The 20,081-nt window shown below is 68.1% G+C and carries 27 protein-coding genes and 1 tRNA gene; 2 read left to right on the top strand and 26 right to left on the bottom strand.

Annotated elements, in window-relative coordinates; translation table 11 throughout:
* Nucleotides 1–5: 5 nt before the first annotated feature.
* The 9 genes from V6D91_RS03575 to V6D91_RS03535 all read right to left on the bottom strand — a co-directional run bounded on the left by V6D91_RS03575 (nucleotide 6) and on the right by V6D91_RS03535 (nucleotide 7,945).
* Nucleotides 6–386: a hypothetical protein gene (locus tag V6D91_RS03575; RefSeq protein ID WP_347317807.1), complete on the bottom strand. Its 381-nt coding sequence runs from the start codon at nucleotides 384–386 to the stop codon at nucleotides 6–8.
* Nucleotides 379–1,419, bottom strand: a complete 1,041-nt coding sequence (locus V6D91_RS03570) for a phage tail protein (RefSeq protein ID WP_347317806.1) — start codon at nucleotides 1,417–1,419, stop codon at nucleotides 379–381. The genes V6D91_RS03575 and V6D91_RS03570 overlap by 8 nt, the downstream gene beginning before the upstream one ends.
* Nucleotides 1,412–2,221: a baseplate J/gp47 family protein gene (locus V6D91_RS03565; RefSeq protein ID WP_347317805.1), complete on the bottom strand. Its 810-nt coding sequence runs from the start codon at nucleotides 2,219–2,221 to the stop codon at nucleotides 1,412–1,414. The genes V6D91_RS03570 and V6D91_RS03565 overlap by 8 nt, the downstream gene beginning before the upstream one ends.
* A complete protein-coding gene (locus V6D91_RS03560; protein WP_347317804.1) occupies nucleotides 2,218–2,574 on the bottom strand; it encodes a GPW/gp25 family protein in 357 nt (118 codons plus the stop codon). The genes V6D91_RS03565 and V6D91_RS03560 overlap by 4 nt, the downstream gene beginning before the upstream one ends.
* A gap of 64 nt (nucleotides 2,575–2,638) precedes the next feature.
* Nucleotides 2,639–3,241: a phage baseplate assembly protein V gene (locus V6D91_RS03555; protein WP_347317803.1), complete on the bottom strand. Its 603-nt coding sequence runs from the start codon at nucleotides 3,239–3,241 to the stop codon at nucleotides 2,639–2,641.
* On the bottom strand, nucleotides 3,228–4,262 hold the full coding sequence (locus V6D91_RS03550) for a contractile injection system protein, VgrG/Pvc8 family (RefSeq protein ID WP_347317802.1): 1,035 nt from the start codon (nucleotides 4,260–4,262) through the stop codon (nucleotides 3,228–3,230). The genes V6D91_RS03555 and V6D91_RS03550 overlap by 14 nt, the downstream gene beginning before the upstream one ends.
* Nucleotides 4,255–4,473 (bottom strand): tail protein X, encoded by a 219-nt coding sequence (locus tag V6D91_RS03545; protein WP_347317801.1) that lies wholly within the window; start codon nucleotides 4,471–4,473, stop codon nucleotides 4,255–4,257. Before V6D91_RS03545 ends, V6D91_RS03550 begins: the two co-directional genes overlap by 8 nt.
* Nucleotides 4,461–5,396 carry a phage tail protein gene (locus V6D91_RS03540; protein ID WP_347317800.1) on the bottom strand — a complete coding sequence of 312 codons (936 nt, stop codon included), beginning with the start codon at nucleotides 5,394–5,396 and terminating at the stop codon, nucleotides 4,461–4,463. The genes V6D91_RS03545 and V6D91_RS03540 overlap by 13 nt, the downstream gene beginning before the upstream one ends.
* On the bottom strand, nucleotides 5,393–7,945 hold the full coding sequence (locus V6D91_RS03535; RefSeq protein WP_347317799.1) for a phage tail tape measure protein: 2,553 nt from the start codon (nucleotides 7,943–7,945) through the stop codon (nucleotides 5,393–5,395). Before V6D91_RS03535 ends, V6D91_RS03540 begins: the two co-directional genes overlap by 4 nt.
* A 14-nt stretch (nucleotides 7,946–7,959) precedes the next feature.
* Between V6D91_RS03535 and V6D91_RS03530 the strand changes: the two genes are divergently transcribed.
* Nucleotides 7,960–8,103, top strand: a complete 144-nt coding sequence (locus V6D91_RS03530; RefSeq protein WP_347317798.1) for a hypothetical protein — start codon at nucleotides 7,960–7,962, stop codon at nucleotides 8,101–8,103.
* Here V6D91_RS03530 and V6D91_RS03525 read toward each other — a convergent pair.
* The 11 genes from V6D91_RS03525 to V6D91_RS03475 all read right to left on the bottom strand — a co-directional run bounded on the left by V6D91_RS03525 (nucleotide 8,081) and on the right by V6D91_RS03475 (nucleotide 14,160).
* A complete protein-coding gene (locus V6D91_RS03525) occupies nucleotides 8,081–8,230 on the bottom strand; it encodes a hypothetical protein (RefSeq protein ID WP_347317797.1) in 150 nt (49 codons plus the stop codon). The genes V6D91_RS03530 and V6D91_RS03525 overlap by 23 nt on opposite strands.
* Nucleotides 8,223–8,465, bottom strand: a complete 243-nt coding sequence (locus V6D91_RS03520; RefSeq protein WP_347317796.1) for a phage tail assembly protein — start codon at nucleotides 8,463–8,465, stop codon at nucleotides 8,223–8,225. The genes V6D91_RS03525 and V6D91_RS03520 overlap by 8 nt, the downstream gene beginning before the upstream one ends.
* Before the next feature lie 3 nt (nucleotides 8,466–8,468).
* On the bottom strand, nucleotides 8,469–8,990 hold the full coding sequence (locus V6D91_RS03515) for a phage major tail tube protein (RefSeq protein ID WP_347317795.1): 522 nt from the start codon (nucleotides 8,988–8,990) through the stop codon (nucleotides 8,469–8,471).
* 10 nt (nucleotides 8,991–9,000) lie between these two features.
* Nucleotides 9,001–10,233, bottom strand: coding sequence for a phage tail sheath subtilisin-like domain-containing protein (locus V6D91_RS03510; RefSeq protein WP_347317794.1), 1,233 nt, complete (start codon nucleotides 10,231–10,233; stop codon nucleotides 9,001–9,003).
* A gap of 3 nt (nucleotides 10,234–10,236) precedes the next feature.
* Entirely contained in the window at nucleotides 10,237–10,425 is a 189-nt protein-coding gene (locus V6D91_RS03505; protein WP_347317793.1) for a hypothetical protein, read from the bottom strand.
* Nucleotides 10,426–10,427: 2 nt separating this feature from the next.
* Nucleotides 10,428–10,880, bottom strand: a complete 453-nt coding sequence (locus tag V6D91_RS03500) for a Gp37 family protein (RefSeq protein WP_347317792.1) — start codon at nucleotides 10,878–10,880, stop codon at nucleotides 10,428–10,430.
* Nucleotides 10,880–11,317 (bottom strand): DUF1320 domain-containing protein, encoded by a 438-nt coding sequence (locus V6D91_RS03495; protein ID WP_347317791.1) that lies wholly within the window; start codon nucleotides 11,315–11,317, stop codon nucleotides 10,880–10,882. The genes V6D91_RS03500 and V6D91_RS03495 overlap by 1 nt, the downstream gene beginning before the upstream one ends.
* A gap of 3 nt (nucleotides 11,318–11,320) precedes the next feature.
* A complete protein-coding gene (locus V6D91_RS03490; RefSeq protein ID WP_347317790.1) occupies nucleotides 11,321–11,524 on the bottom strand; it encodes a hypothetical protein in 204 nt (67 codons plus the stop codon).
* 12 nt (nucleotides 11,525–11,536) lie between these two features.
* The gene (locus tag V6D91_RS03485; RefSeq protein WP_347317789.1) at nucleotides 11,537–12,442 is read right to left on the bottom strand and encodes a Mu-like prophage major head subunit gpT family protein; all 906 of its coding nucleotides are present in this window, start codon (nucleotides 12,440–12,442) and stop codon (nucleotides 11,537–11,539) included.
* Nucleotides 12,443–12,445: 3 nt separating this feature from the next.
* Nucleotides 12,446–13,471 (bottom strand): phage protease, encoded by a 1,026-nt coding sequence (locus V6D91_RS03480; RefSeq protein ID WP_347317788.1) that lies wholly within the window; start codon nucleotides 13,469–13,471, stop codon nucleotides 12,446–12,448.
* A 245-nt stretch (nucleotides 13,472–13,716) separates the two neighbouring features.
* Nucleotides 13,717–14,160 carry a phage virion morphogenesis protein gene (locus tag V6D91_RS03475; protein WP_347317787.1) on the bottom strand — a complete coding sequence of 148 codons (444 nt, stop codon included), beginning with the start codon at nucleotides 14,158–14,160 and terminating at the stop codon, nucleotides 13,717–13,719.
* Between the two features lie 19 nt (nucleotides 14,161–14,179).
* Here V6D91_RS03475 and V6D91_RS03470 point away from each other — a divergent pair.
* Nucleotides 14,180–14,253 (top strand) — tRNA-OTHER (locus tag V6D91_RS03470).
* 7 nt (nucleotides 14,254–14,260) lie between these two features.
* Here V6D91_RS03470 and V6D91_RS03465 read toward each other — a convergent pair.
* The 6 genes from V6D91_RS03465 to V6D91_RS03440 are packed head-to-tail and all read right to left on the bottom strand — an operon-like array spanning nucleotide 14,261 to nucleotide 20,079.
* Nucleotides 14,261–15,601 (bottom strand): phage minor head protein, encoded by a 1,341-nt coding sequence (locus V6D91_RS03465; RefSeq protein WP_347317786.1) that lies wholly within the window; start codon nucleotides 15,599–15,601, stop codon nucleotides 14,261–14,263.
* Nucleotides 15,579–15,776 (bottom strand): hypothetical protein, encoded by a 198-nt coding sequence (locus V6D91_RS03460; RefSeq protein WP_347317785.1) that lies wholly within the window; start codon nucleotides 15,774–15,776, stop codon nucleotides 15,579–15,581. The genes V6D91_RS03465 and V6D91_RS03460 overlap by 23 nt, the downstream gene beginning before the upstream one ends.
* Entirely contained in the window at nucleotides 15,776–17,305 is a 1,530-nt protein-coding gene (locus tag V6D91_RS03455; protein ID WP_347317784.1) for a DUF935 domain-containing protein, read from the bottom strand. Before V6D91_RS03455 ends, V6D91_RS03460 begins: the two co-directional genes overlap by 1 nt.
* The gene (locus V6D91_RS03450) at nucleotides 17,299–18,651 is read right to left on the bottom strand and encodes a terminase family protein (RefSeq protein ID WP_347317783.1); all 1,353 of its coding nucleotides are present in this window, start codon (nucleotides 18,649–18,651) and stop codon (nucleotides 17,299–17,301) included. The genes V6D91_RS03455 and V6D91_RS03450 overlap by 7 nt, the downstream gene beginning before the upstream one ends.
* A complete protein-coding gene (locus V6D91_RS03445) occupies nucleotides 18,648–19,496 on the bottom strand; it encodes a DNA cytosine methyltransferase (protein WP_347317782.1) in 849 nt (282 codons plus the stop codon). The genes V6D91_RS03450 and V6D91_RS03445 overlap by 4 nt, the downstream gene beginning before the upstream one ends.
* Nucleotides 19,497–19,548: 52 nt before the next feature.
* Nucleotides 19,549–20,079: a phage protein Gp27 family protein gene (locus tag V6D91_RS03440; RefSeq protein WP_347317781.1), complete on the bottom strand. Its 531-nt coding sequence runs from the start codon at nucleotides 20,077–20,079 to the stop codon at nucleotides 19,549–19,551.
* Nucleotides 20,080–20,081 lie beyond the last annotated feature (2 nt).

Raw genomic sequence — 20,081 nt, 5'->3', positions numbered from 1 at the left:
CTTGTTCAGAATCGCAGGGTCAGCGTGATTTCGATGCGCTCGTCAGATTCCTTGACCTTCGGCGCGAAGGTTTTCATGGCGATGAGCTGGCCGGAGGCATCCACCAGGGCGGCCTCGGAGATGGTCTCGCCGTTGAGCTCGGCCTCGGTGATGACGCCTTTGACGCGCACCTCGGTTGGGCTGGGGCGGTCGATGCTGGCCGCGGTCTTGCGCAGCCGCTCATCGAACAATGTGGTGCGGCTGGCGGCGACTGGCCTGGCCGTGCCGTCATGGTTGTGACCGCCGCGGCCAAAGGCCATGTGCGTCACCACCGGGCAGGCGGATTCGCCTGCGACAGCAGCGGCCAGCCGGGCGCGGAAGGTGTCGAGGGTGATGGCTTCAGACATGGACGATCCTCATCTCGAAATCGGGTTGCACGGGGCCGCTTAACCGCCAGCGGCCAGAGACGGTCAGGCCGTTGCTGGCTGCAGCGAATCGGGCATGCGAGAGCGCGCGGCCATCGAGCGTAAAGCGCCCGACATGGCAGGCCGCGCCGATGCGCCAGCGACCATCGAGGCGACGCGCGCGCACGGCGGGAAGGCGCGCGCGCGACCAGGCCGGCGCCACGGCCTCTTTGTGGAGCACCGCGCCCGATGCGCAGCGCCGGGCGCGGATGCGCTCGGTCGGCGTGGTCGACGCCCCCAGCCGAAAGCCGAAAGCCCGCCCGTCGAGCACGGCGGCGCGCCCGATGCGCCAGGCCGCGCCTGGGCAGCCGTGCAGCGTCGCGCCCGGCCAGCGGTATGGCTGGCAGATGCGCTTGTCCAGCAGCAGATGATGGTCGGCGGCCAGCGGCTGGCGATAGTCCTGCGCCAGCCAGTAAAAGAGCACCGGATGGCGCGAAACCGGCGCCCACTCGCGGATGGCATCGCGCACGGCGGCCATGTCGTAGCCGCGCGCGATGTCGAGGTTGATGCGCACGAGGAAGGTGGCCCAGTGCTCGATGTAGGGCAGCCCGGTGGCGATCTCCACCGCCTTGAGCGGATGGCCGCTGCCGTCCAGTCGCCACGATCCATCGAGCAACAGCGGGTTCAGCGCGGCATAGGCGCGACGCACGTCGCGCGGCTCGATCAGTTCGGCATCGACGCCGATCTGCGCCAGCGCGCGGCGGATGCTCCACGGCGTGCCCTTCTTGCGGTGCAGCGCGATGGCATCGCGGATCAGGCGGCGGCGCTCATCGTCCGTGGCGGCGAACAGGCCGCCCTCGATGCCGCCGATGTGGAACTGGCGCACCAGCTCGGGCAGGGTGTGCGCCGGCACGGTATCGACGAGATAGGTCAACAACCCATCGAGCGGCAGCTGCTCGATGCGCCGTGTCAGGTCGGCCAAGGGGCCGAAGCGCGGATCGAGCGCGATCAGGTCGGGGGCGATCGGGTCAGCCATCGACGGCTCCGGTCACGGTCACGGCAATCGTGGTCGCATGCGTCCAGGCGGTGGGCGCGGCGAGGATGTCCGCATTCGGCGCGACGAGCTGCACGGCGTGCACGCCATCGACATGCAGCGCGGCGATGATCGCCGAGCGGGTGACGTCCGCCCCAAGACGGCGGCGGATCGTCTCGCAGCGAGCGGTGACGCTCTCCAGCGCGGACTGGCGCACGGTTTCGGCGTCATACGCTTGCAGCACGGTGATGCGCGCATCGACGGCGAATGGCGTGTCCTGCGGATCGGCGACTTCCACCGTGTCGCAGATCGGGCGCGCGTCTTCCGCCGAGCAGGCAGAGAGCACCAGCGCGCGGATTTCTGCCGACGGCAGGCCGGAATCGGTGAGCGGATAGAGCCGCACCACGCCCGGCTCGGGGCTTTCCACCGCGACATCGACGATGGTGGCATGCGCGCCCATCGCGTGGTGCCGGTAGGCCAGGCGCGGCCCGGCCACCGAGAAAGCCTCCGGCGCTTCGAGGATGCGCGCGCGCAGCCGCGCATCGTCCTCACCCGGCAGGCGGGTGACGCCCACCAGCTCGCCCAGGTAGTCGAGCATCGGCGCGCGGGCGAAGCGCACCAGGTTCTGCCGTGCCGTGTCGTTGATCGCGGCGCGCAGGAGCGTTTCGCGGTAGGCGATGATGTCGATCAGCAGCCGCTCGACCTGCGCCGGGTAGAGCGTCTTGCCGGTGGCCGTCTCGTAGGCGGCGACCATCTCGGCGGTGATGGCCTGCGGGTCGTTGGGGATGACATCAAAGATATTCACGGACGCACCTCGGCTGAGACCTCGACGCCATCGGCGGCGATGAAGTGCACGGCCACCACCAGCTGCGCCGGATTGTCCTCGGCAGGCGCGACGCGCACGCGCTTGACGGCCAGGCGCGGCTCCCACTTGCGGATGGCCGCCACCGTCTCGCGCACGATGTGCGGGCGCGCGCGGTCGATCGGCCAGTCGAGATAGTCCGGCACGCGCGAGCCGAAGTCCGGGCGCAGCGGATCAGACCCGACGCGGGTCGAGAGGATGGTGCGGATCGCCTGCCTGAGATCATCGTAAGCCACGGCGAAGCCATCGCCGCCGTAGGCCGGCTGCCAGTGCAAGCTGGTGGGGTGCGCGCTCATGCCGGGCAGTGTCGCGCGCGCGCGATCGGCGCGACAGGACGAACCGGTTCAGGGACGCACGGCATCAGTGCGTGTGGTGATTGCTGTTGCCACCGGCATCCATGATGCTGCCGGACGCCTGGATGCTGCCATCGACCGTGACGTTGCCGGAAATCACCGTCGAGGTGCCGCCGCCGGCGCCCTGCACCGCGATGGACTGCGCCACGGTAAGCTTGCCGGTGCAGGTCACATGCGGCGCGTCCAGCGTGACGGATGGCGCATGCACCGTCACCTGGCCGCCTGCCGTCACCTCCACCGGCCCGGTGGCGACGACGGTGAGCTTGCCGCTGGCGCGGTCGTACTCGGCCATGCCGCCATCGGCGAAGCGCGCATGATGCTTGTCCACTGTACTCACCGGCGGCGTATCGCGCTGGCTGAAGATCGCCCCCAGCACCACGCCAACCTCGCCGCGCGCATCGAGCAGCAGGGCCACGTGCTCGCCCACGTCGGGCAGATGCCAGTGCTGGTCGCGGTGCGTCTTGGCGACGAGCACCGGCAGCCACCAGGTCTCCAGATCGTCCATGTCTGGCACGCGGCAGCGCACCAGCCCCAGCGCCTCGTCCAGCGCGGCCACGAAGCCGAACTTGAGGGTTACGGCGGACTCCAGGAAGGTTTCAGGCAGCATCATTGATCCTCTTGAGTTGCAGCCGGGTGGTGTAGCCCGCGCCGCGGTCGATGGCGTGCTCGGCCACCACGATCACATAGCGCCCGGACACGCGGCCCAGGTCGATCACGTCCACGGCCAACCCAGCGGCCAGCATCGGATCGCCGGGCAGGTCGATGTCGAGGCTGGTCTTGTCGAGCGCGTGGCGTTCCATCTCGGCACGGGCGCGGGCTTCGGCGTCCTGCGCGTTCGCGGCGCGGCTCACCTTGACGCGGGTGTCGCTGCTCACCTTGTCCACCGGCACGGCTTGGCCTCGCGCATCGACCTCGTAGATCACCAGCGCGCCGGTCTGCTCGTCATGGCGGCGCACGGTGGTCTTGGCGGGCACGTCCGTGATCTGGTCGCGGTAGGCGAAGCGCGTCATGTCGGATGGCTTGAGCACCCGCATCGGCGGCTGGTCGTCGGCCAGTCGCGCGACCGCCAGCGTCTTGTTGTTGTCGGCGAGCTTCACCGTATAGCCGTACTCGCGGGCGAGACGCACCGCGAACTGCCAAGGCGTCTCTCCGTATTGCGTCGCGCGCTCGATGGCCGGGTCAGGATCGATCCTGCCCTTGAGCTTGGCGCCCAGGCGCTTGGCCACGTCGGCGAGGATGCCCTTGAGCGTGGTGTGCTCGTACTTGTGACCGATGCGGCTGCGCACCGCGCGCGAAACCCCCGCTGACTGGGCGCGGATACGGATAGTCATGGGCGGGCTTTCCACCTCGATCTCGTCCACGTCGAACGATCCGGCGGGCACCAGGTCTCGATGAGACCAGCCGAAGCGCGTGACGATTTCCATCCCCTTGTCCGGATACCAGTCGGAGAGCCACCGGGTCGCATCGGCCTTGACCTCGCCCAGCTCGATGTCGAGCGTGTCGGCCTCGCCCGTCATGCGGTCGGTGAAGCACCAGCGGGTGAGATAGGGCGCGAGGTCGGCGGTGATATCGCGCCCGTTATAGGTGATCTCCACCACCGGCGCGATGGCGCGGACTCTGGCCTCAGGCATCGCCACGCCTCCACGGCGGCAGCGCCTGTGTGACACTGGCGCGCGAAATCAGCGGCACCCGCAGGCGCAGACCAGATGGCAGCACCGGCGCATTCGGCGCATGCGGATTGGCGGCGATGAGCTGCGGCACCTGGCGCACGTCGCGGTAATAGCGCCATGAGATCAAGTCCCAGCGCTCGCCCTCGATGGTGGTGTGGATCAGATGTGCCATAGCTGCGGCTCCTTCAGGATCGCGGCCTGCCCGATGCGGGAGAGCGCGTCGCGCGCTCCATCGAGCGTCGTGGCGGCGGCATTGACGTTCCACAGCGCGACGGAGATGCCAGACAGCCCGGCATCGAGCGCGCCGTAGGCGCCGTCGAGCATGGCGCGTGCTGACTGCATCGCGCCAGCCACCTGCCCGGCGTCGGCGGCGATGGCGGCGAACTGCTGCAAGCCCTGCATGGCATCGACAGGCAGGCTCGATGCCGCCTGCGCCACACCGGCAGAGACGCCCGGCAGCGCCAGCAGCGCCGCCGATGGATCGGCGCTGGCGATGCGCGCGAGTGTGGCCACACTGGTCGCTGCCTGCGTCACCCGCCCGATGGCCGACACCGCGCCGCAGACGGCATCTGTGATGTCGGAAAGAATCGAGCCGCCGCCGTCGCCGGGCCAGCGCATGGCCATGTCGCCCACGTCCCAGTCCGCCGAGCCCTCGGCGGCGATGGGGATGCGGTATCCTTCGCGGATAACGCCCGGCGGCAAGGGTTCTGCCGGATCGCCGATGTATTCCTTGAGGCTGATGCGGCATTCGAAACTGATCACCGCGCCGTAGCCGTCGGTCTGGCGGGTGGTCACTTCCAGCCGCTCGATCACGAACACGCCGCGGTACTCGCCGGTGCCGAGCACGAAGGCGAGCGGCCGGGCCTCATCCATCGCCGCCTTGAGCCGCGCCACCTCGTCAGCCGGGTTGCACCATGATGCGTGCAAGAGCGCGTCGATGGTCACCTCGTCCGGCTGGTAGCCGGTGTGCTGGATCAGGCTCTTGCGCCCGATCAGACCTTGAGTGGCGTAGTCGGCGGCAAAGCGCATCTCCAGGCCATCGAGCCAGGCGATGATCTCCAGCTCGATGTCGTCGAGCACGGCGTAGAGGCTCATGCGCTCCTCCGCTTGATCTCGTGCTCATAGCGGCGCATGAGCTTTTCAAACTCGGCAAAGCTCATCTGCACCACCTGCTGCACCTGCTCGCGCGCCGCCTCGGGGCTGGCCGCGCCGGTCACTGTGATCTGCGGCGCGAAGGTGATCTGCATGGCCCCCGCGCTGCCAGCGCCGGATTTCGTCGCATGCAATGCGGGCACGGAAGGCAGCGCCACCAGCGCGGCGGCGGACATGGCCCCCGCTGCGCGCTTGACGCCATCGATCCCGGCGCCGATGCCGCCCGCGAAGCCTTGCGCGACGAAGCCGCCCAGCCCCTCGAAGACGCGCGAGGGCGAGCGAATGCCGAGCCGGTTTTTAAGGCCAGACACCACGGATGCGCCCAGGCCCTTGATTGCCTCGCCCGCAGCGGCAAGGCGGCTTTGGATGCCTCCGATCAGGCCGTTGACGATCTCTGCGCCGATTTTCAGCATCTCGCCTGGCAGCGCCAGCAGCTTGCCAGGCAGCGACAGGAACATCTTGATGGCGGAGGCGATGGCATTCCCCACGCGCACGCCGAAGGCTTGCGCTGCGCCCCCCGTGTCCTCGATTGGCTTGAGCAGCGCACCGATGAGGTCGCCGACCCACGACAGCGCGCGCCCCACCGGCGCGAGCATGGGCGCAATGGGCGCGAAGGCCGCGCGTGCAGTGCTGGCGATGGGCGCAAGCCCGTCCGTCAAGCCCTGCCACACGCCTTTGAAAAACCCAGAGATCGGACCCCAGAACTTGTAGACCAGCAGCGAGGCGGCAGAGAGGGCAAGACCGATGGGGTTGAGCAGCACCGCGCGCCCCAGCCACATGACCGCCTGACCGGCGATGCGCAGCGCGCCAGTGAGCGTGCCGCCGATGCTGGCGGCACCCGCGAGCGCCTGTGTGCCCAGGCTGCGCAGATGCCAGCCGATGGCCTTGAGTGGCGCGCCGGAGTTGGCGATCTCGCGCAGCTTGAGCAACAGGCCACCAGATGCGGCAGCTCCAGCCATCAGGTCGCCCACGGCCATGATGCGTCCAGCGGACAGCATCGACATGGCCAGCCGTGCAGACGCCAGCGCGCTGCGCAACTGCGTTGCGCGCAGGATGCCGCCTTGCAGCACGTAGCCCAGCCCGTGGAAGGCAAAGCGCGCGGCGAGGCTGCCTGCCTTGAAGAGCAGCAGCGCGCCAGCCGCCTTGCCGAGCACCTCGACCAACCCCTTGTTCTGCCGCGCCCACTCGGTCACCGACTCGACGACCGGACGCACGCTGCCGATCACGCCATTGACGGCGGGCAGCAGAACTGATCCGATCTCGATACCCAGCTCCGAAATGTTGTTTTTGAGCAGCTGCCAGTTGTTGGCCGTGGTCGCCGCCCGTGCGGCGAACTCCTTACCCATCGACCCTTCGGCGCGACGCGCGGCGTCGATCTGCGCCACGTAGACATCGAGCGATCCGGCCAGCGCGGCGATGTCATCGGCGTACTCCAGGCCGAACAGGTCTACCAGCACGCCCATGCGCTGCTCCTTGGGCAGCTTTTCCAGCGACTTGAGCAGGCCCAGGATCGCGCCCTGCGCATCCTGCTGGATGGCTTTCTTCATCACCTCGGCCGATGTGCCGATGGCCGCCAGCCCGGCCTGGAACTGCTTGCCTTGCTTGTCGGCGGTCATCAGCTTGGTGAGCATGGCATTGATGCCGGTGGCCGCCACCTCCGGCGGCTTGCCCATCGCGATCAGCGCGCCGGAAAGTGACGCCGCCTGCTCGGCAGACAGTCCGAATGTCTTGGCTACGCCGCCGACGCGTGATAGTGCGTTAACGATCTCTCTGGCCTTGGCCGGGGACTCATTGGACATCTGGTTGATGGCGTCGCCCAGCCGCCCGATTTCCTTGATCGGGATGCCATAGACGTTGGCCACCTTGGCCATTGCATCGCCAGCCTCGTCGGCGGCCATGTCGAAGGCCACCGACATCTTGGCGACGGTCTTGGTGAAGTCAGGGATGTCGCCAAGCTTGACGCCCAGCTGCCCGGCAGAAGCGGCCAGCGCCGCCAGCCCATCGGCGGACAGCGGAATCTCTCGCGTCATCCGCTTGAGGGTATCGCCAAGCTGCGCGATCTCGGCATCCGTGCCATCGACCACCTTGCGCACATCGGCCATCGCGCTCTCGAAGCCGACTGCCGCCTTGACCGGCGCGCCGAGCGTCGCACCCAATCCGATCACGCCAAGCGCATCGCCCTTGAGCTTGGCCATCGCCTGCGCGTGCGATTCCATCCTGGCCTGAGCATCGGCCATGCGACCGGCGGCGCGCGATGCGGCATCGATGGCCGCGCCCAGTCGCTGGTATTCGTCGGACAGGTCCGCCACCACGCGGCCTTTCGCGCCGATGGCCTGCATCGTCTGCCCAAGGCGGTCGTGCATGAGCTGCGCGCGGTCGGTCTGCGCGCGCAGCTTGTCCATGCTGCCGCCGATCTGCGAGATGGCGCCATAGACGGCGCCCGCGCCGACGGTCTTGAGCAGGATGCCAAGCTCTATCGTGCTGCCCGCCATGCTATAGTGACTCCATGATCGCTGTCGCCATCCTCATCCCCGCCGCGCTGGCCTGGCTCACCGGCGCAAGTCTTGCCGCCGGGCTCGTCATCGGCCTGGCGCTCTCGCCGCTGGCAGCGCTGCTGCTGGGCTGGATCACTGGCCTTGCTCGGCCTTGATCTGCCGCTCGGCTTCCGTCAGCCAGCGCAGGTAGTCGTCCATCTCCAGCGCGTCGATCTCCGACGGCTGGAAGCGAAACCAGCGCGCGAGCAGCGCATCCGCCGCCCACAGATCGTCGTCACGCATCCACCATGCCGCGAAAGGCATCGGTGAGCGCCTTGCTGTCGGTGGCGTCCAGCGCGTCGAGGTCTTCGATGGTCAACCCCGTGAGCGCGGCGAGCAGAAAATCCTCCTGGTCGATCGGGTCGGACGACGCCTTCTGCGCGCGCTTGATGTCGCCGCGCGTCGGGCGGCGCAGGGCGATATTCTCCAGCGTCTTTCCGGTCGCCAGCTTGACGGGGTATTTCAGGGTGATGACCACGGCTTAGCCCCCGATGTTGGCGTTATACTGCGCCAGCAAGTCCACCCCGCCGGCCTTGTAGATGTTTTCCAGCACGTCGATCTCGGTGACGTCCCGACCGTCCACGGTGAGCTTCATGTAATAGGCGGTGAAGTCGGTCTCCAGCTCCACGTTCTCGTGCTGCTTGAAGTTGCCGCCGGGCAGGCTCTTGAACACCACCGAGAGCAGGGCCACCACGGGCGCCTCGCGGTTGACCGAGCCGCCGACGATGATCGGCATCGAGCCGCGCACCTGCAGCTGCGCGGACTTGAAGGGGTTGGCGGCTTTCTTCAGCACGTCGGCGTAGAAACTCGCCCACTTGATCTTGCCTTCGAGCTTCTCGAACCCGGCGAACGCCTCGATGGTGCCGACCATGCCGAGCGCCTTGTGCTCGACCATCTTGGCCTTGATGCTGGGCAGCTGCACCTCCTCGGCGCGGCCCAGCAGCGACTGCCCGTCCAGATAGACGTTGGCGTTGGCGATGCGATGGATTTCGATTTTTGCCATGACTCACTCCTTACTGGCCGCCCAGGTTCTTGAGCAGGTTGATGTCGATGAAGCTCTCGAAGCTGATGCGCTCGGCAGGCGTGGGCGGCATGAAGCTGATGTCGAAGGTCAGATGCCCCAGCGCCAGTTCCGTCGGCGGGTTCTTCGCCGGGTCGTAAATACATCCGCCATCGATGAGCGCTCCGCGCCCGATGAGCGTGCGGATGAAGGCATTGACGCTGCCCTTGATGTCGTCGATCAGCGCGTCGTTGATCGGCCGGTCGATGAATTGCAGCATCGAGTACTCCACCGACTCGTGCAGCACATCCGCCGTGCGGCGCACGTTGATGAAGTTCTTCGGGTGCGTCACGCTCGGCCAGGCCGCCGAGCGGTTGCCCCAGGCGCGAATGCCGGAGCCGAAGCTGTTGAAGTAGGTGACGATGCCCGCCTCGTTCAGAAGGTTCGCCTCGGACTGTGGGTCGTTGATGCGCGCGGTGATCGCGCGCTCGGCGCCGACGACGCCCTTGAACTCCTGGTTCGATGGGCTCCACCAGTAGCCGCGCTCGGTATCGGTCGCGCACATGAGACCAGCCAGGCGCGGACTCATCGGCTCCAGGCGCTCGGCGTTCGTGCGCGGGTCGTATACCTTGAGGTGCGGGTAGCACAGGATCGCCCGCTCGGAACTGGTGTTGAAGTTGATGCTGCCCGACGAACCGCGCCCTTCGATGGCCTGCTGCACGGCGATGCCGGCAGGCGCGTCGATGATCGCCATCGCCCGGAGTTTTCCGGCGAGCGCGATCATCTCGGTGGTGACCGAGGTGAGGGTGGCATAGCCCGGCGCGATCAGCAGCTTGGCGTTGAAGCCGAACAGGTTGTAGGTGTCCTCCAGCGCCTTCATGCCGGTGCGCTTGCCCGCGCCATCGACCGTGCCGATGATGTGGCTGGCGGCGATCGGCGTCTTGCCGGATTCGCCGGTGACGGTGTGGAGGGCCGGGTCGAAGACGTTGACCACGACGACCGTGCCAGCGCCGTGATCGAAGATGGCATCCAGCGCCTGCGGGATGCTGTGGCCCGCCGTATTGGCCGCCGTGATGTCGCCGAAGGCGGCGGCATCCTTGATGCTGGTGACGATGGTCGGGGTATTGATGGGGCCGGTCGGCGCGGTGCCGATCAGGCCGACCACGGCGGTCTTGACCGCGCGGATCGGGCGCGGCCCCTTGTCGATCTCGATGGTCTCGACGCCGTGCAGAAAATTCGCTGGCATGGCTTACTCCTTATTAGATTGATCCTTGATCTTCTTGGGCGCGGGCTCGGCGGCCAGCCGACCCAGTGCGGCGAACGTCGCCACCACCGGGTTATCCTCCGGCAGATCGACGGCGCAGCCAGGCGCAAGCACCACATCTCGCCCATCGGGCAGGGTCATGGCCGTCAGCGGCCCGGTGTATCGATAGAGCATGGTCAAACCTCCTCAAAAGTGACGCGGGTCAGTAGCGGACCGCCGTCGTAGTCCAGATCAGGGGCGAGCGGGATCAGCGTCTGCCAGCGGGTGGATAGCGCCCAGTGATCGTCCGCTGGCTGCTCCAGCCGCGCCACCTTGAGCGCCAGCGGCGAGCATCCCGGTGCAGGCTTGAAGGACAGCAGCGCCCGGCGCGCGGCCTCGAACATGTCCCACACGCCCGCGCCGTCGCGCAGAGAGCGCGCGAGCAGCACGACTTCGACGGAGAGCGTCGCGCCCTGCGCGGCTGCGCCCACATCCTCGATGCCGCCTGCGGCGAGGTCGGAGGCCAGCACCAGCGCCGCGCCCCTGGCGTGGGTGAAGCGGTAGCCGCGCGCGGGCAGCGCCTCCACCGGCAAGGGAGCGAGCGCCGTCTTGAGCCGCTCGACGATGGCCGATTCGATCGCCAGGATCATCAGTACCCCACCATCTGGTCATGGCCGAACACCGACGCCGGGCCGCTCTTGGCGGCAGCCAGACTCAGCGCAGGCTGACTGGCGGGCGGCAGATCGGCCGGCAGCCCCAGGCTCACCGCCCCCTTGCCGATCGCCTCCAGCAGCCGCCGGGCATCCTCATAGCGACGACGGGCATCCTCGATGTCGCCCATCGAGCGCAGGGACAGCAGCCGGTAGATGGCGATGTCGCAGGCGATGCGCGCGAGCAGCGCCGGGACGGTCGGCAGCGGCAGGCGGTAGCGGGCGGCCAGATACCCGTCGATCTCGGCTTCGGCATCGGAGAGCGCCTGGGCGATCATCGGGTCATCCCCGATCCCGTCGCCGTCGCGGTCGGTGAGATGCACCAGCCGATCCGCGCCGTAGCGCGTGGCAAGCTCTGCCGCCGTCGCGTAGGCCATGCCTTACTCCTGCCCCACCTCGGCCACGGCCAGCGCCGGGTCGGCCTTGAGCTGCTCGGCCTGCGCGGGCGTGACTTCGACCACCTGCGGCTCGCGGGTGAAGGGGCCCAGCCCTGCGCGGTAGCGCGTCATCTGGCCGTGGCTGGCGGCGGTGCGCACCGAAAGGCGCACCGTGCCGGGCTGGGTGTCAGCGGGTTTTTTCGCCATCACGCGCACCTATCAGGCCACCCACGGCGAGACGATCAGATCGACCACGCCGAAGTTGGGGTTCGAAGCGCCGTTGGCCAGCCGCTCGTTCTTGACGATCTCGATCGCGGCGGCGCGAAGCTCAGGCGGCACCACCAGCACCGTGGGCCGGATGCCCAGCGGGCGGCCGCCGTCGGCCTTGAGGTTCATCATCGCCGCCATCGCCGCGTTGAAGCTCACCGCATCGAGCGTGGCCTTGGACTTATAGGCCATCTGCCAGAAGCCGAAGCCCGCGTTGCAGCGGTAGCGGATGCCGTAGCGGTACTCGTCGCGCACGAACACGCCTTCGTCGGTGGTGGCGGTCATCGCTTCCAGCTCGGGCGTGGTGCGCTCCTGGAAGATCAGGGGTTTGAGCGCCCGGCTGGTGTCGAGCAGATACCAGGCAGGGCCGATGCCAGCTTGCAGGTTGGAAACAGTGGTCGCCGTGCCGGTGCCGTCCACGTTGGGGTAGACCGGGTGGTCGGTGTCGAAGAAGTTCTGGCCGTCGTAGCACAGGGTCGATTCGCCCGCGGCGAGCAGCCCGAAGACAAGTTCGTCGCCGTGCGCTTTCGCCGCGCGGCCCATCTCGGCGAACAGCGGGGTGTAGATGCCCACGTTGTCGTCCTCGATGTCGGTGCGCTTCACACCCACCGTGCCCTCGTAGAGCTTGTTGGTGATGGTGTAGCCCTGCGCGGCCATGTCCTTGACCACGCGGTCGCCCACCCACTCGCGCAGCTTCGGGAACTGGTTGAGCCAGCCGTAGGTGTTGCTGGCGTTGCTGGAGGGCACGCGGGTGGCGACTTTTTCCCAGTCGGTCGGGGTCTGGGCGAGCGCGTCCTGGAAGGCTTTGGAAAAGCCCGTGCGCAGCGAGGTGATCAGTGCGGGGGTGATGATGGCCATGTCTTACTCCTTGATGAGTGTTTTCTTGTGGGCGGCGAAGTCCGCCTCACGCATGCCCAGAAGCTGGCAGGCGATGCGGTCTTCCTCGGTGAGCGTGTCCGCATTCGATGCGACGCGCTGCGCGGCGCGGTCGGTTTCGGGCGGCAGGATGGCCGGGGCTTTTTCCGCCCAGGAGGCGAAGCCCTCCGGGTCTTTGCTGGCATAGGAGATAGCCCAGTCCTTCATGGCCGGGGCGAGCTTGCCGGCGCGCATGGCGGCGGTCACGGCGGCCTCGGCCTTCTCGGCGGCAATCTGCGCCTGCATGGCGGCGAGCTGCTCGGCCACCGCGCGGTGCTGGCTCATCGGCACCCACTCGGCGGGGTCGATCTGGCGGCTTTGCGCGGCGGCTTCTGCGGTATTGAGCCGGTCGATGATCTTCTGCAGCTCGGCCACCACGTCCTCGGGCGTGCTGGCGGTGGGCAGGTTGAGCATCAGGATGAGGCGTTCGATCAGGTCTTCCACGGCATGGGTCTCCTTTCGGCTGGCGGCGGCTTTGAGATAGAGGTTGGGGTTGTGCGTGAGCCCCGCGCCTTCGAGCAACACGACGCGGCCTGAGCGGTCGTGCCGGAAGACCGGGGAGAGGTAGCGGTACTCTTTATTGGCGAGATGCTGCGCGGCAGCAGGCGTCCACTCCACCCGCGCCCAGATGCCGTCCTCGCGCGCCTGCAGCTCCTTGATCCACCCGGCGGCGGGCACCGGCCCAGCCTTCTCCTCGGCAGAGAGGCTTTGGTGCTCGTAGTCCACCGGCAAATCCGCCCCGTACGCGGCGAAGGCTTTGATCACGGCCTCGGCATCCAGCCGGAACGGCCCGCGCCCGTCGCGCCCGGAAAAGACCCCCGCCGGGATGAGGTGCACCCACTCCGGCGGGGCGAAGGCCGCGTCGGAAGCGGCTACGGCAGGCGAGAGGAGATCGATGGAAAAGGCATCGCACGCCAGGCGATGCGCATCGGCGTGCACGGAAGAAGATATGGCGGGATGGCTATGCGTCATGGCCGCCATGATGGCGGCATGCGGGCGGCGGTCATAGTAAGAACCTGTTCAGCCCTGCTGCTGATGCAGACCGACACGAGGCTGATTGCAGTATCCCCCTTTTATCCCCGAGATAAAGGCCCGCCCAATCTGCGCTACCAGCATGGGTGATACTGGGGTAGCGGGTATCGTAAAAAACCGCTCTAAACGCCTAAAAACGGCTTGGCGTCGATTTTGCCCCAGAGGATCTGGTTTGACGGTCTGTTTTACAGCGGTCGCCCCTCGATCCAGCGGGAGAGGATGTCGAGGATGGCGGCGCGGTCGTCCTCGCCCAGCGTGCGCGCCTGCGGGTCGGCCATGAGCAGCCCACGGCGCGGCATCTTGCGCGTGCCGTATTCATGAAACGCGCCATAGGGCTTGCCGAATCCCACCACGGCCTCGTCACGGCTGGCGCGGCTGGTGAGCGAATCGAGCAGGTCGCCGCTGTGGTAGAGGATGCGCCCGCGCCCCTTCTTGCGCGCCAGCGTCTTGCCAGACAGCGGCGCCCACGCGCGGCCTTGCGGGTCGCGCTGGGCGTCGAAGCGGTCGGAGATGCGCGTCTCTAGCTCCGTGGCGATCGCGCGCATGGCCGGGGTGGTGTCCTCCACCCGGCGGGCGAGGCGATCGAGCGCGTCGCGCAGCTCGCGGTCGTCGATGGTGATCGAGATCATGCTATCCTCAAAGTGCGACGACGCGGTGCGCCCTGACAGGTAACGGGACCGCGCCAGCGGAGAATGTGCGGGTTCGATTCCCGCCCCGCGTCGCCGCCTCTCATTCCAGCGATCCCCACAGCACGCGAACCTCACCGGCGGCCACGCGCCGCCTGACAGTGGCCATGTCCTGGAGGTAGGCCGACTTGACGGCATTGGTCACGCCGCGCCGGTTTTTCTTGTCCACGAAATCCACCTCCACCGCCAACTGCGGCGCGCGGCCATCCGCGCCCGGCAAAAGCCACAGTGGCTTGCCGCTCTTGAGATCGAGCAGCAGCGCCGCGGCCTTGCGCCACAGCGCGGGCAGCGCGCGCCAGGCGTCTTGCGCGATGGCGTTGCCCGCATCCTCGTGCCGATCTGCCTTGGGGCCGCGCACCAGGCCGGGCCGCACCATCACCTCGGCGGTCTGCGGCGCGATGCCAGCAGCAGCCAGATGCGCCAGATCGCGCGCGCTGATCATGCCCAGCCAGCCGAGCCGGTTGCGCTCGCGCCCAGCCAGCGCGTCGTCGATCCACCCGCCCCAGTCGCGCTCGACGAGCGCGGCCAGGTCGTCCCCCAGCCGCGCGCCGATGGCGGCGGCATAGCCTGCCACCTTGTCGCGCGCGGCATCGATCAACCCGCGCCAGCGGGATGCCGCCTCGCCCACGTTGTAGCCAAAGCCCGGATCGATGGCCCAGGGTACGCGGCGGACTTCGCCGGTCTTGGGATTCGTCCATTCCACCTCCGGCTCGTCGGGCGGCGTGGTCTTGAGGCTGCCGCCGCGCGCCTCGACCTCGGAGGCGCGCATGGAGACGGCCCGGCAGCGGCAGCGCCAGCCGTTGGGCGGGTAGTGCGTCCGCCACCAGGGATGATCGACCGGCAGCGTCACGCCATCCCAGGCGCGGTGCGACTGGCGCACGCGCTCATCATGCATGGTGACGTAGCGCAGGTACGGATGGCTTTCCTTGGCCGCCTGAATGCGCTCCCAGCGCCCCGCCGCGTGCGCCATGCGGCTGTTGACGTCATAGATGAGCTTGAGCCGCGCCGGGTTAAAGCGCGTGGTGCGCGCCTTGCCATCGGGGCCGACGACCTGCTTTTCGCCCCACCAGTTGGCCTCTTGCAGCAGCGCGCGCGCATCACTCATCCAGTCGCGCCGCGACAGGTCACCCGCTACCGAGCGGCTGAGCATCTCGTGCAGCCCTTGCAGCAGGTCGGCGCGGGCGAGACGGCTCACGGTGAAGGCGCGGGCGTGCTCGTCGTGCCAGAGCTCATGCCAGTCGTAGCTGATGCGCACCGCGTCGCGCGCGGCCATGTAGCGCGCCGCCTCCTCGGGCGGCAGGGCAAAGGCGCGGGCGAACTCCTGCGGGCTGGCCGCCGCCTGCAGCGGCGCATCGCCAGGATCAGCGGCGAGTCTGACGGGCATGCTCACCCTCCCAGTCGTCGCGGCACTCCACCGAGCACCAGCGCAGATGCCCGGCCACCGGCTCGCCGCACCACAGGCACTCACCCGTGGGCTGCGGGCCGGATGCGCGGCGCACGGCGAGCAGGCGTTCCATCTCGCGCTCCAGCCGGTCGGCAGTGATGTCGGCCTCGTCCATCACGCGCTCTCCCTGCCGTGCACGCCCGCCAGCCGCGCGGCGAACTGCGCGCGCGCCAGCCGCTCGGCCAGCGCGTCGATGGGCAGGTCGGGCAGGTGCGCGGCGAGGATGTCGAGGATTTCGGCGGCCGTCGCGCCGCGCGCGGCGGCCTCGTCGAGCAGCGTCTGCACCGCGTCCGCCGCTGGCGCGAGCTGCGCATCCCAGTCGCCTGTCGCTTCTTCCACCAGCGCGTCGAGGGCGTCCGATGCGCCCTGCGCGTGCGCCGAGCGCCCGTAGGGGCGCCCCTTGTGGGCGCCCAGGGCAGGCACAAGGCCTGCCCCCAGCACCGGCTCGCCGTCCTTGGCCTCGGGGATGCCGAACTTCTCGCGCACCCACCACTGCGGAATCGGCATGCCGACTTGCGTGAGCTTGACCACGTGGTCGGCCAGCGCCGTCAAGTCTTCCGGGTCTTCGACGATCAGCCGCAGGATGGGCAGCGGCGCGTATTCGCCCAGGTTCAGCCGCACGATGGGGGCGATGAGGTCGCGCGTGAGCGTGGCGGCCAGCGCGCGCGCGTCGGCTTCGAGCAGCTCGCGGCGCACTTCCTGATGGACTTTCGCTTGCGCGAGGCTGCCAGACGCGCCGGAATCGGTCGTCATGGTCTGCCCCAGCACCGCCTTGCTCACCTGCCGGTCGAGGTAGTCGATCAGCTGGTGATACAGGTCGGCAGACGCGCTCTTGCTGCCAGACTCGATGAGGTCGAGCACCATCTCCTGCGGGATCACCGCCGCGGCGTCCGAGCCGAGCGAGAAGGCGGCCTGCTTGAGCACGGCCACATCCTCAGGCGATGCCCCCTGGTGGTACTTGCCCACCCGGATCGGCTGGCCAAAAAGCTCACAGAACCGCGCCCAGTCGCGCATCGCGAAGCTCTTGAAGACCCACGCCCACAGGGCCGATCGCGCCACCCCGCCCAGGAGCGGAATGCCAGCGGCCACCGGCGGGGCGTGCACAATCATGCGGTAGGACGGGATTTCCGCGCCATCCATCGTGCCGTCCACCAGCCGCAGCAGCTGCCCGGTGTCGCGGTCGAAGGTGAACCAGTGCGCCTCGCGCGGCAGAATCTGGCGCGGGTACCACACGTCCCCGGACGTCTCCCACACGATCTCGGCCACGGCGTAGCCCTTGGCCACCGCGTCCATCAGATGCGTGATCAGCACCGAGAGGTCGCTTTCGCGCACGGCATCTTGCACCAGATCGGCGGCCTTTTTCGCCGCGGGCGAGTCGTCCCAGGGCTGGATGTCGATCGGCAGCCCGGCCACGGCCAGCGTGCGGGTTTGCAGCACCGCGCGATAGTGCATGTCTTTCTCGCGGATGTCATCCGCCGCGAGCAAAAAGTCGTGCGCATCGCCCTGTGCTGCCCGGCGCAGCACATCGGCCACCATCGCCGGGGTCATCGACGCCAGCGGGCGCCACTGCCACACGCTGCGCAGGCCCGTCTGCGACGGACGGGCGATCTCGGTCGTAAGGTCTTGCTTTTTCGGGGTCACCATCCTGCCCACTCCCGGGCGCGGCCGCGCCCTTCACCATCCCAGCGCGGCGCAAAGCTGCGGCGCGCGACGCTCTCGTACCCATACACCGGCACGCCTTCGCCTGCGGCCGCGCAGGAAAGCGCCAGCGCCCAGAAGCGGTCGGCGTGGCCTGATGCGTCACGGTCGGCGAGCAGCTTGGGCACGCCGCCTGCGCCAGGCTCCATGCGCACGGCTCTGAGGTCGTCGATCAGCGCCTCTTTCGGCTCGGCAAGCGCGGCCTGCGGCAGCAGCAGCCGCCGCGCCTGGAGGCGGTCTTTCAGCGCCACGGCCATCTCCAGCTTGGTTGCGGCATTGAACAGCACGCCAGAGACGCGATATTGCCCATGCCGCCGCTGCGCCTCCTGCACCGGCATTTCGCCCATGCCGGTCTGGTCGATGGCGCAGCGCGCCACCCGGTAGGTGCGAAACACCGCATCCAGCCGGGCGAGCTGCGCGGCGAAGCTCTCTCCGCGCATCACCTGCATCTCACGCAAGGCGAGCACGCCCGCGCCCACGTCTTCGAGCACGGCGATCACCGACAGGTCGCCCCGCGCGGCGATGTCCATGCCCACGTACACCGGCCGCCCGTCGTAAGGCGGCAGCGGCGCGGCCTCCAGCGCGGCCAGGATTTCCTCGAAGGTCAACCACTCGCGCCCGGCGCGATCCAGAAACGCGCACTCGAACTCCTGCGCCCAGGTGTCCGGGTCGCGCGCGGCGCGGCGCAGCTCGGCGATGTCGCGCGGCAGGCCGTCGGCCACCGCGTCGTGAATGGTGACCACGTGCCGAGACCACAATCCATCATCGGCGGTCATGATCTCGTGGAACATGTCGCCCACGCCGTTGGGGGTGGAGATCACCCGAATCTTGAGGCTTGGCTTGGACACCACCGGCACCAGCGCCCGCCACAGCGCGCGGTTGTCCTTGTGGTGGGCGAACTCGTCCAGGATCAGGTTGTCGCTCATGCCCCGCGCCGTCTCGGGCCGCGCGGCGATCGCGCGCACGTAGGAGCCGCCGGGAAAGCGCACCATCGCCGCCTGCTCATCCGCCCCCAGGCTCTCGTCCGTCAGCTCTTCGTAAGCCGCCCCGATGGCGCGGGCGTGCAGCTTGACGCCGTTGTTCATCGCGTCCAGCGCCCGGTCGCGCGAAATCGACAGGATCGTCCAGCGGGCGATGCGCCCATCGACCTCGGCATCCAGGCAGTCCAGCACCGCCTCCAGCGTGGTGGTGAAGGTCTTGCCGGTCTGGCGGCTCCACATCGCCGCCTTCCACCGGCTGCTGTCTGCAAGGTAGCGGCGCTGGTAGGGGTAGAGGATGGGGGCGGTACTCATTTCTTCCACTCGACCGGCCCACCTAACAGGCACCACGCGACCGCCGCCTGGATTGGTACTTGGCCGTTTCCGAGGGCGGCCAAAGAACGTCGGTATAACCCAGGGGCCAGCCCATCAACCACTCGACCCACTGCGGGTTCAACATCCCACCAATCGCGGAAGGATGTCGCTTTGCAATATCGCCCACGAGACTGTTCCGGTCTCGCTGACAGGCAAGTATCTTGTGGCGAGAGTCGTTGACCGTTGGCGTTGTCCACCTGGCAAACCCAAGCAAGGATGTTCCACCAGTCTGTTTTTGCGTCTTTTTCCACGCCACCTGCGCGCCGGTCGTCACGGTTGGCGTCGGCACGCCTTGCAAGGCACCACCACCTATCGCGCTGATGCGGGGCACCAACATCGGATGCGCGAAGAGTGCACCATTTCGCGTCGTACCCCATCGCGGCCAAGTCCCCGACGACAACTTCAATGCCTTTGCTAAGGATGGCTGCGACGTTTTCCAGGAAGATGTATTCCGGTCGTAGCGCATCACCGATGCGAATGACCTCTCTGTACAGCCCGCTGCGAGTGCCATAACCAACGCCGGCTCTTTTGCCAGCCGAGCTAATGTCCTGACAAGGGAAGCCCGCATGGATGCAGTCCACTCTGCCGGCGTATTCGGATGGGTCGAACATGCGGACATCGCACTCGTGCACTGACAAGCCAGGGAACCATCCTGACTCGACTCTTGCACGGAGCAGCTCGCAGCAATAGGCGTCCCACTCCACGGCCGCGATGGGCTCGTGTCCAAGAATGAGATCGGCGAGCATCCCGCCGCCACCTCCGGCGAACAAGTGCAGTGATTGCATTTATCATCCATACAGTTAAAGCACGGCGCGTCCACCGGCCAGCACCCGGCGCTCACCCGCCATACAGCCCCTCACGGATCGTCTTGAGCGTCTCGGCATCGAGCGTCTTGCCCGCATTGCGTGCGACGCGCTCCACCTCGTCGATCTTCGCTCGCACCTCATCCGCCCACTTCTTCTGCCCGATGCTGGCGCGGCTGGCTTCGGCAATGGCCCGCGCGGCCTGCGAGAGCACCTTGACCTGCTCGGCGGGGTCGGCTTCTTCCGCCGCCTCGGTCACCCGGCTCAGGGCGTCGAACAGCGCGCTCTGCACCATGCGCAGCACGGCGGCGGAATGCTCGTCGGCCTCGTCTGGAGAGGCTTGCGCGATCACCCGCGCGGCCTCGGCGCTGGCCTTGATGCGCAGCATCACCGCCTGCACCCGCTGGTCGTAGCGGTGCAGGCTGCTCTTGCTGATCTCGTAGCCCTGATCGCGCAGCCACGCGGCCAGCGCCTCATACCCGCCATGCGCGCGGTCGGCCAGCAGGCGCTCTAGCTTGGCCTTGAGCGCGGGCGGCAGGGCGTCGATCTTGCTGCGGCGGGCCATGC

The organism is Thiofaba sp. EF100, assembly GCF_039822285.1.
Lineage (GTDB): Bacteria > Pseudomonadota > Gammaproteobacteria > Halothiobacillales > Halothiobacillaceae > Thiofaba.
Note: the sequence above shows the minus strand (reverse complement) of the source record. Positions and strands in the feature narration are given on the sequence as shown.

Bases quoted from the DNA above. Each gene is read 5' to 3' on its own strand.
- V6D91_RS03440 (WP_347317781.1), bottom strand. From the start codon at position 20,079: ATGGCCCGCCGCAGCAAGATCGACGCCCTGCCGCCCGCGCTCAAGGCC.
- V6D91_RS03455 (WP_347317784.1), bottom strand. From the start codon at position 17,305: ATGGTGACCCCGAAAAAGCAAGACCTTACGACCGAGATCGCCCGTCCG.
- V6D91_RS03500 (WP_347317792.1), bottom strand. From the start codon at position 10,880: ATGATCCTGGCGATCGAATCGGCCATCGTCGAGCGGCTCAAGACGGCG.
- V6D91_RS03555 (WP_347317803.1), bottom strand. From the start codon at position 3,241: ATGATGCTGCCTGAAACCTTCCTGGAGTCCGCCGTAACCCTCAAGTTC.
- V6D91_RS03530 (WP_347317798.1), top strand. From the start codon at position 7,960: ATGATCGCTGTCGCCATCCTCATCCCCGCCGCGCTGGCCTGGCTCACC.
- V6D91_RS03465 (WP_347317786.1), bottom strand. From the start codon at position 15,601: ATGCCCGTCAGACTCGCCGCTGATCCTGGCGATGCGCCGCTGCAGGCG.
- V6D91_RS03475 (WP_347317787.1), bottom strand. From the start codon at position 14,160: ATGATCTCGATCACCATCGACGACCGCGAGCTGCGCGACGCGCTCGAT.
- V6D91_RS03515 (WP_347317795.1), bottom strand. From the start codon at position 8,990: ATGGCAAAAATCGAAATCCATCGCATCGCCAACGCCAACGTCTATCTG.
- V6D91_RS03480 (WP_347317788.1), bottom strand. From the start codon at position 13,471: ATGACGCATAGCCATCCCGCCATATCTTCTTCCGTGCACGCCGATGCG.
- V6D91_RS03490 (WP_347317790.1), bottom strand. From the start codon at position 11,524: ATGGCGAAAAAACCCGCTGACACCCAGCCCGGCACGGTGCGCCTTTCG.
- V6D91_RS03540 (WP_347317800.1), bottom strand. From the start codon at position 5,396: ATGAGCCTCTACGCCGTGCTCGACGACATCGAGCTGGAGATCATCGCC.
- V6D91_RS03485 (WP_347317789.1), bottom strand. From the start codon at position 12,442: ATGGCCATCATCACCCCCGCACTGATCACCTCGCTGCGCACGGGCTTT.
- V6D91_RS03505 (WP_347317793.1), bottom strand. From the start codon at position 10,425: ATGCTCTATCGATACACCGGGCCGCTGACGGCCATGACCCTGCCCGAT.
- V6D91_RS03495 (WP_347317791.1), bottom strand. From the start codon at position 11,317: ATGGCCTACGCGACGGCGGCAGAGCTTGCCACGCGCTACGGCGCGGAT.
- V6D91_RS03545 (WP_347317801.1), bottom strand. From the start codon at position 4,473: ATGGCACATCTGATCCACACCACCATCGAGGGCGAGCGCTGGGACTTG.
- V6D91_RS03560 (WP_347317804.1), bottom strand. From the start codon at position 2,574: ATGAGCGCGCACCCCACCAGCTTGCACTGGCAGCCGGCCTACGGCGGC.
- V6D91_RS03510 (WP_347317794.1), bottom strand. From the start codon at position 10,233: ATGCCAGCGAATTTTCTGCACGGCGTCGAGACCATCGAGATCGACAAG.
- V6D91_RS03525 (WP_347317797.1), bottom strand. From the start codon at position 8,230: ATGCGTGACGACGATCTGTGGGCGGCGGATGCGCTGCTCGCGCGCTGG.
- V6D91_RS03535 (WP_347317799.1), bottom strand. From the start codon at position 7,945: ATGGCGGGCAGCACGATAGAGCTTGGCATCCTGCTCAAGACCGTCGGC.
- V6D91_RS03550 (WP_347317802.1), bottom strand. From the start codon at position 4,262: ATGCCTGAGGCCAGAGTCCGCGCCATCGCGCCGGTGGTGGAGATCACC.
- V6D91_RS03575 (WP_347317807.1), bottom strand. From the start codon at position 386: ATGTCTGAAGCCATCACCCTCGACACCTTCCGCGCCCGGCTGGCCGCT.
- V6D91_RS03445 (WP_347317782.1), bottom strand. From the start codon at position 19,496: ATGCAATCACTGCACTTGTTCGCCGGAGGTGGCGGCGGGATGCTCGCC.
- V6D91_RS03450 (WP_347317783.1), bottom strand. From the start codon at position 18,651: ATGAGTACCGCCCCCATCCTCTACCCCTACCAGCGCCGCTACCTTGCA.
- V6D91_RS03460 (WP_347317785.1), bottom strand. From the start codon at position 15,776: ATGGACGAGGCCGACATCACTGCCGACCGGCTGGAGCGCGAGATGGAA.
- V6D91_RS03570 (WP_347317806.1), bottom strand. From the start codon at position 1,419: ATGGCTGACCCGATCGCCCCCGACCTGATCGCGCTCGATCCGCGCTTC.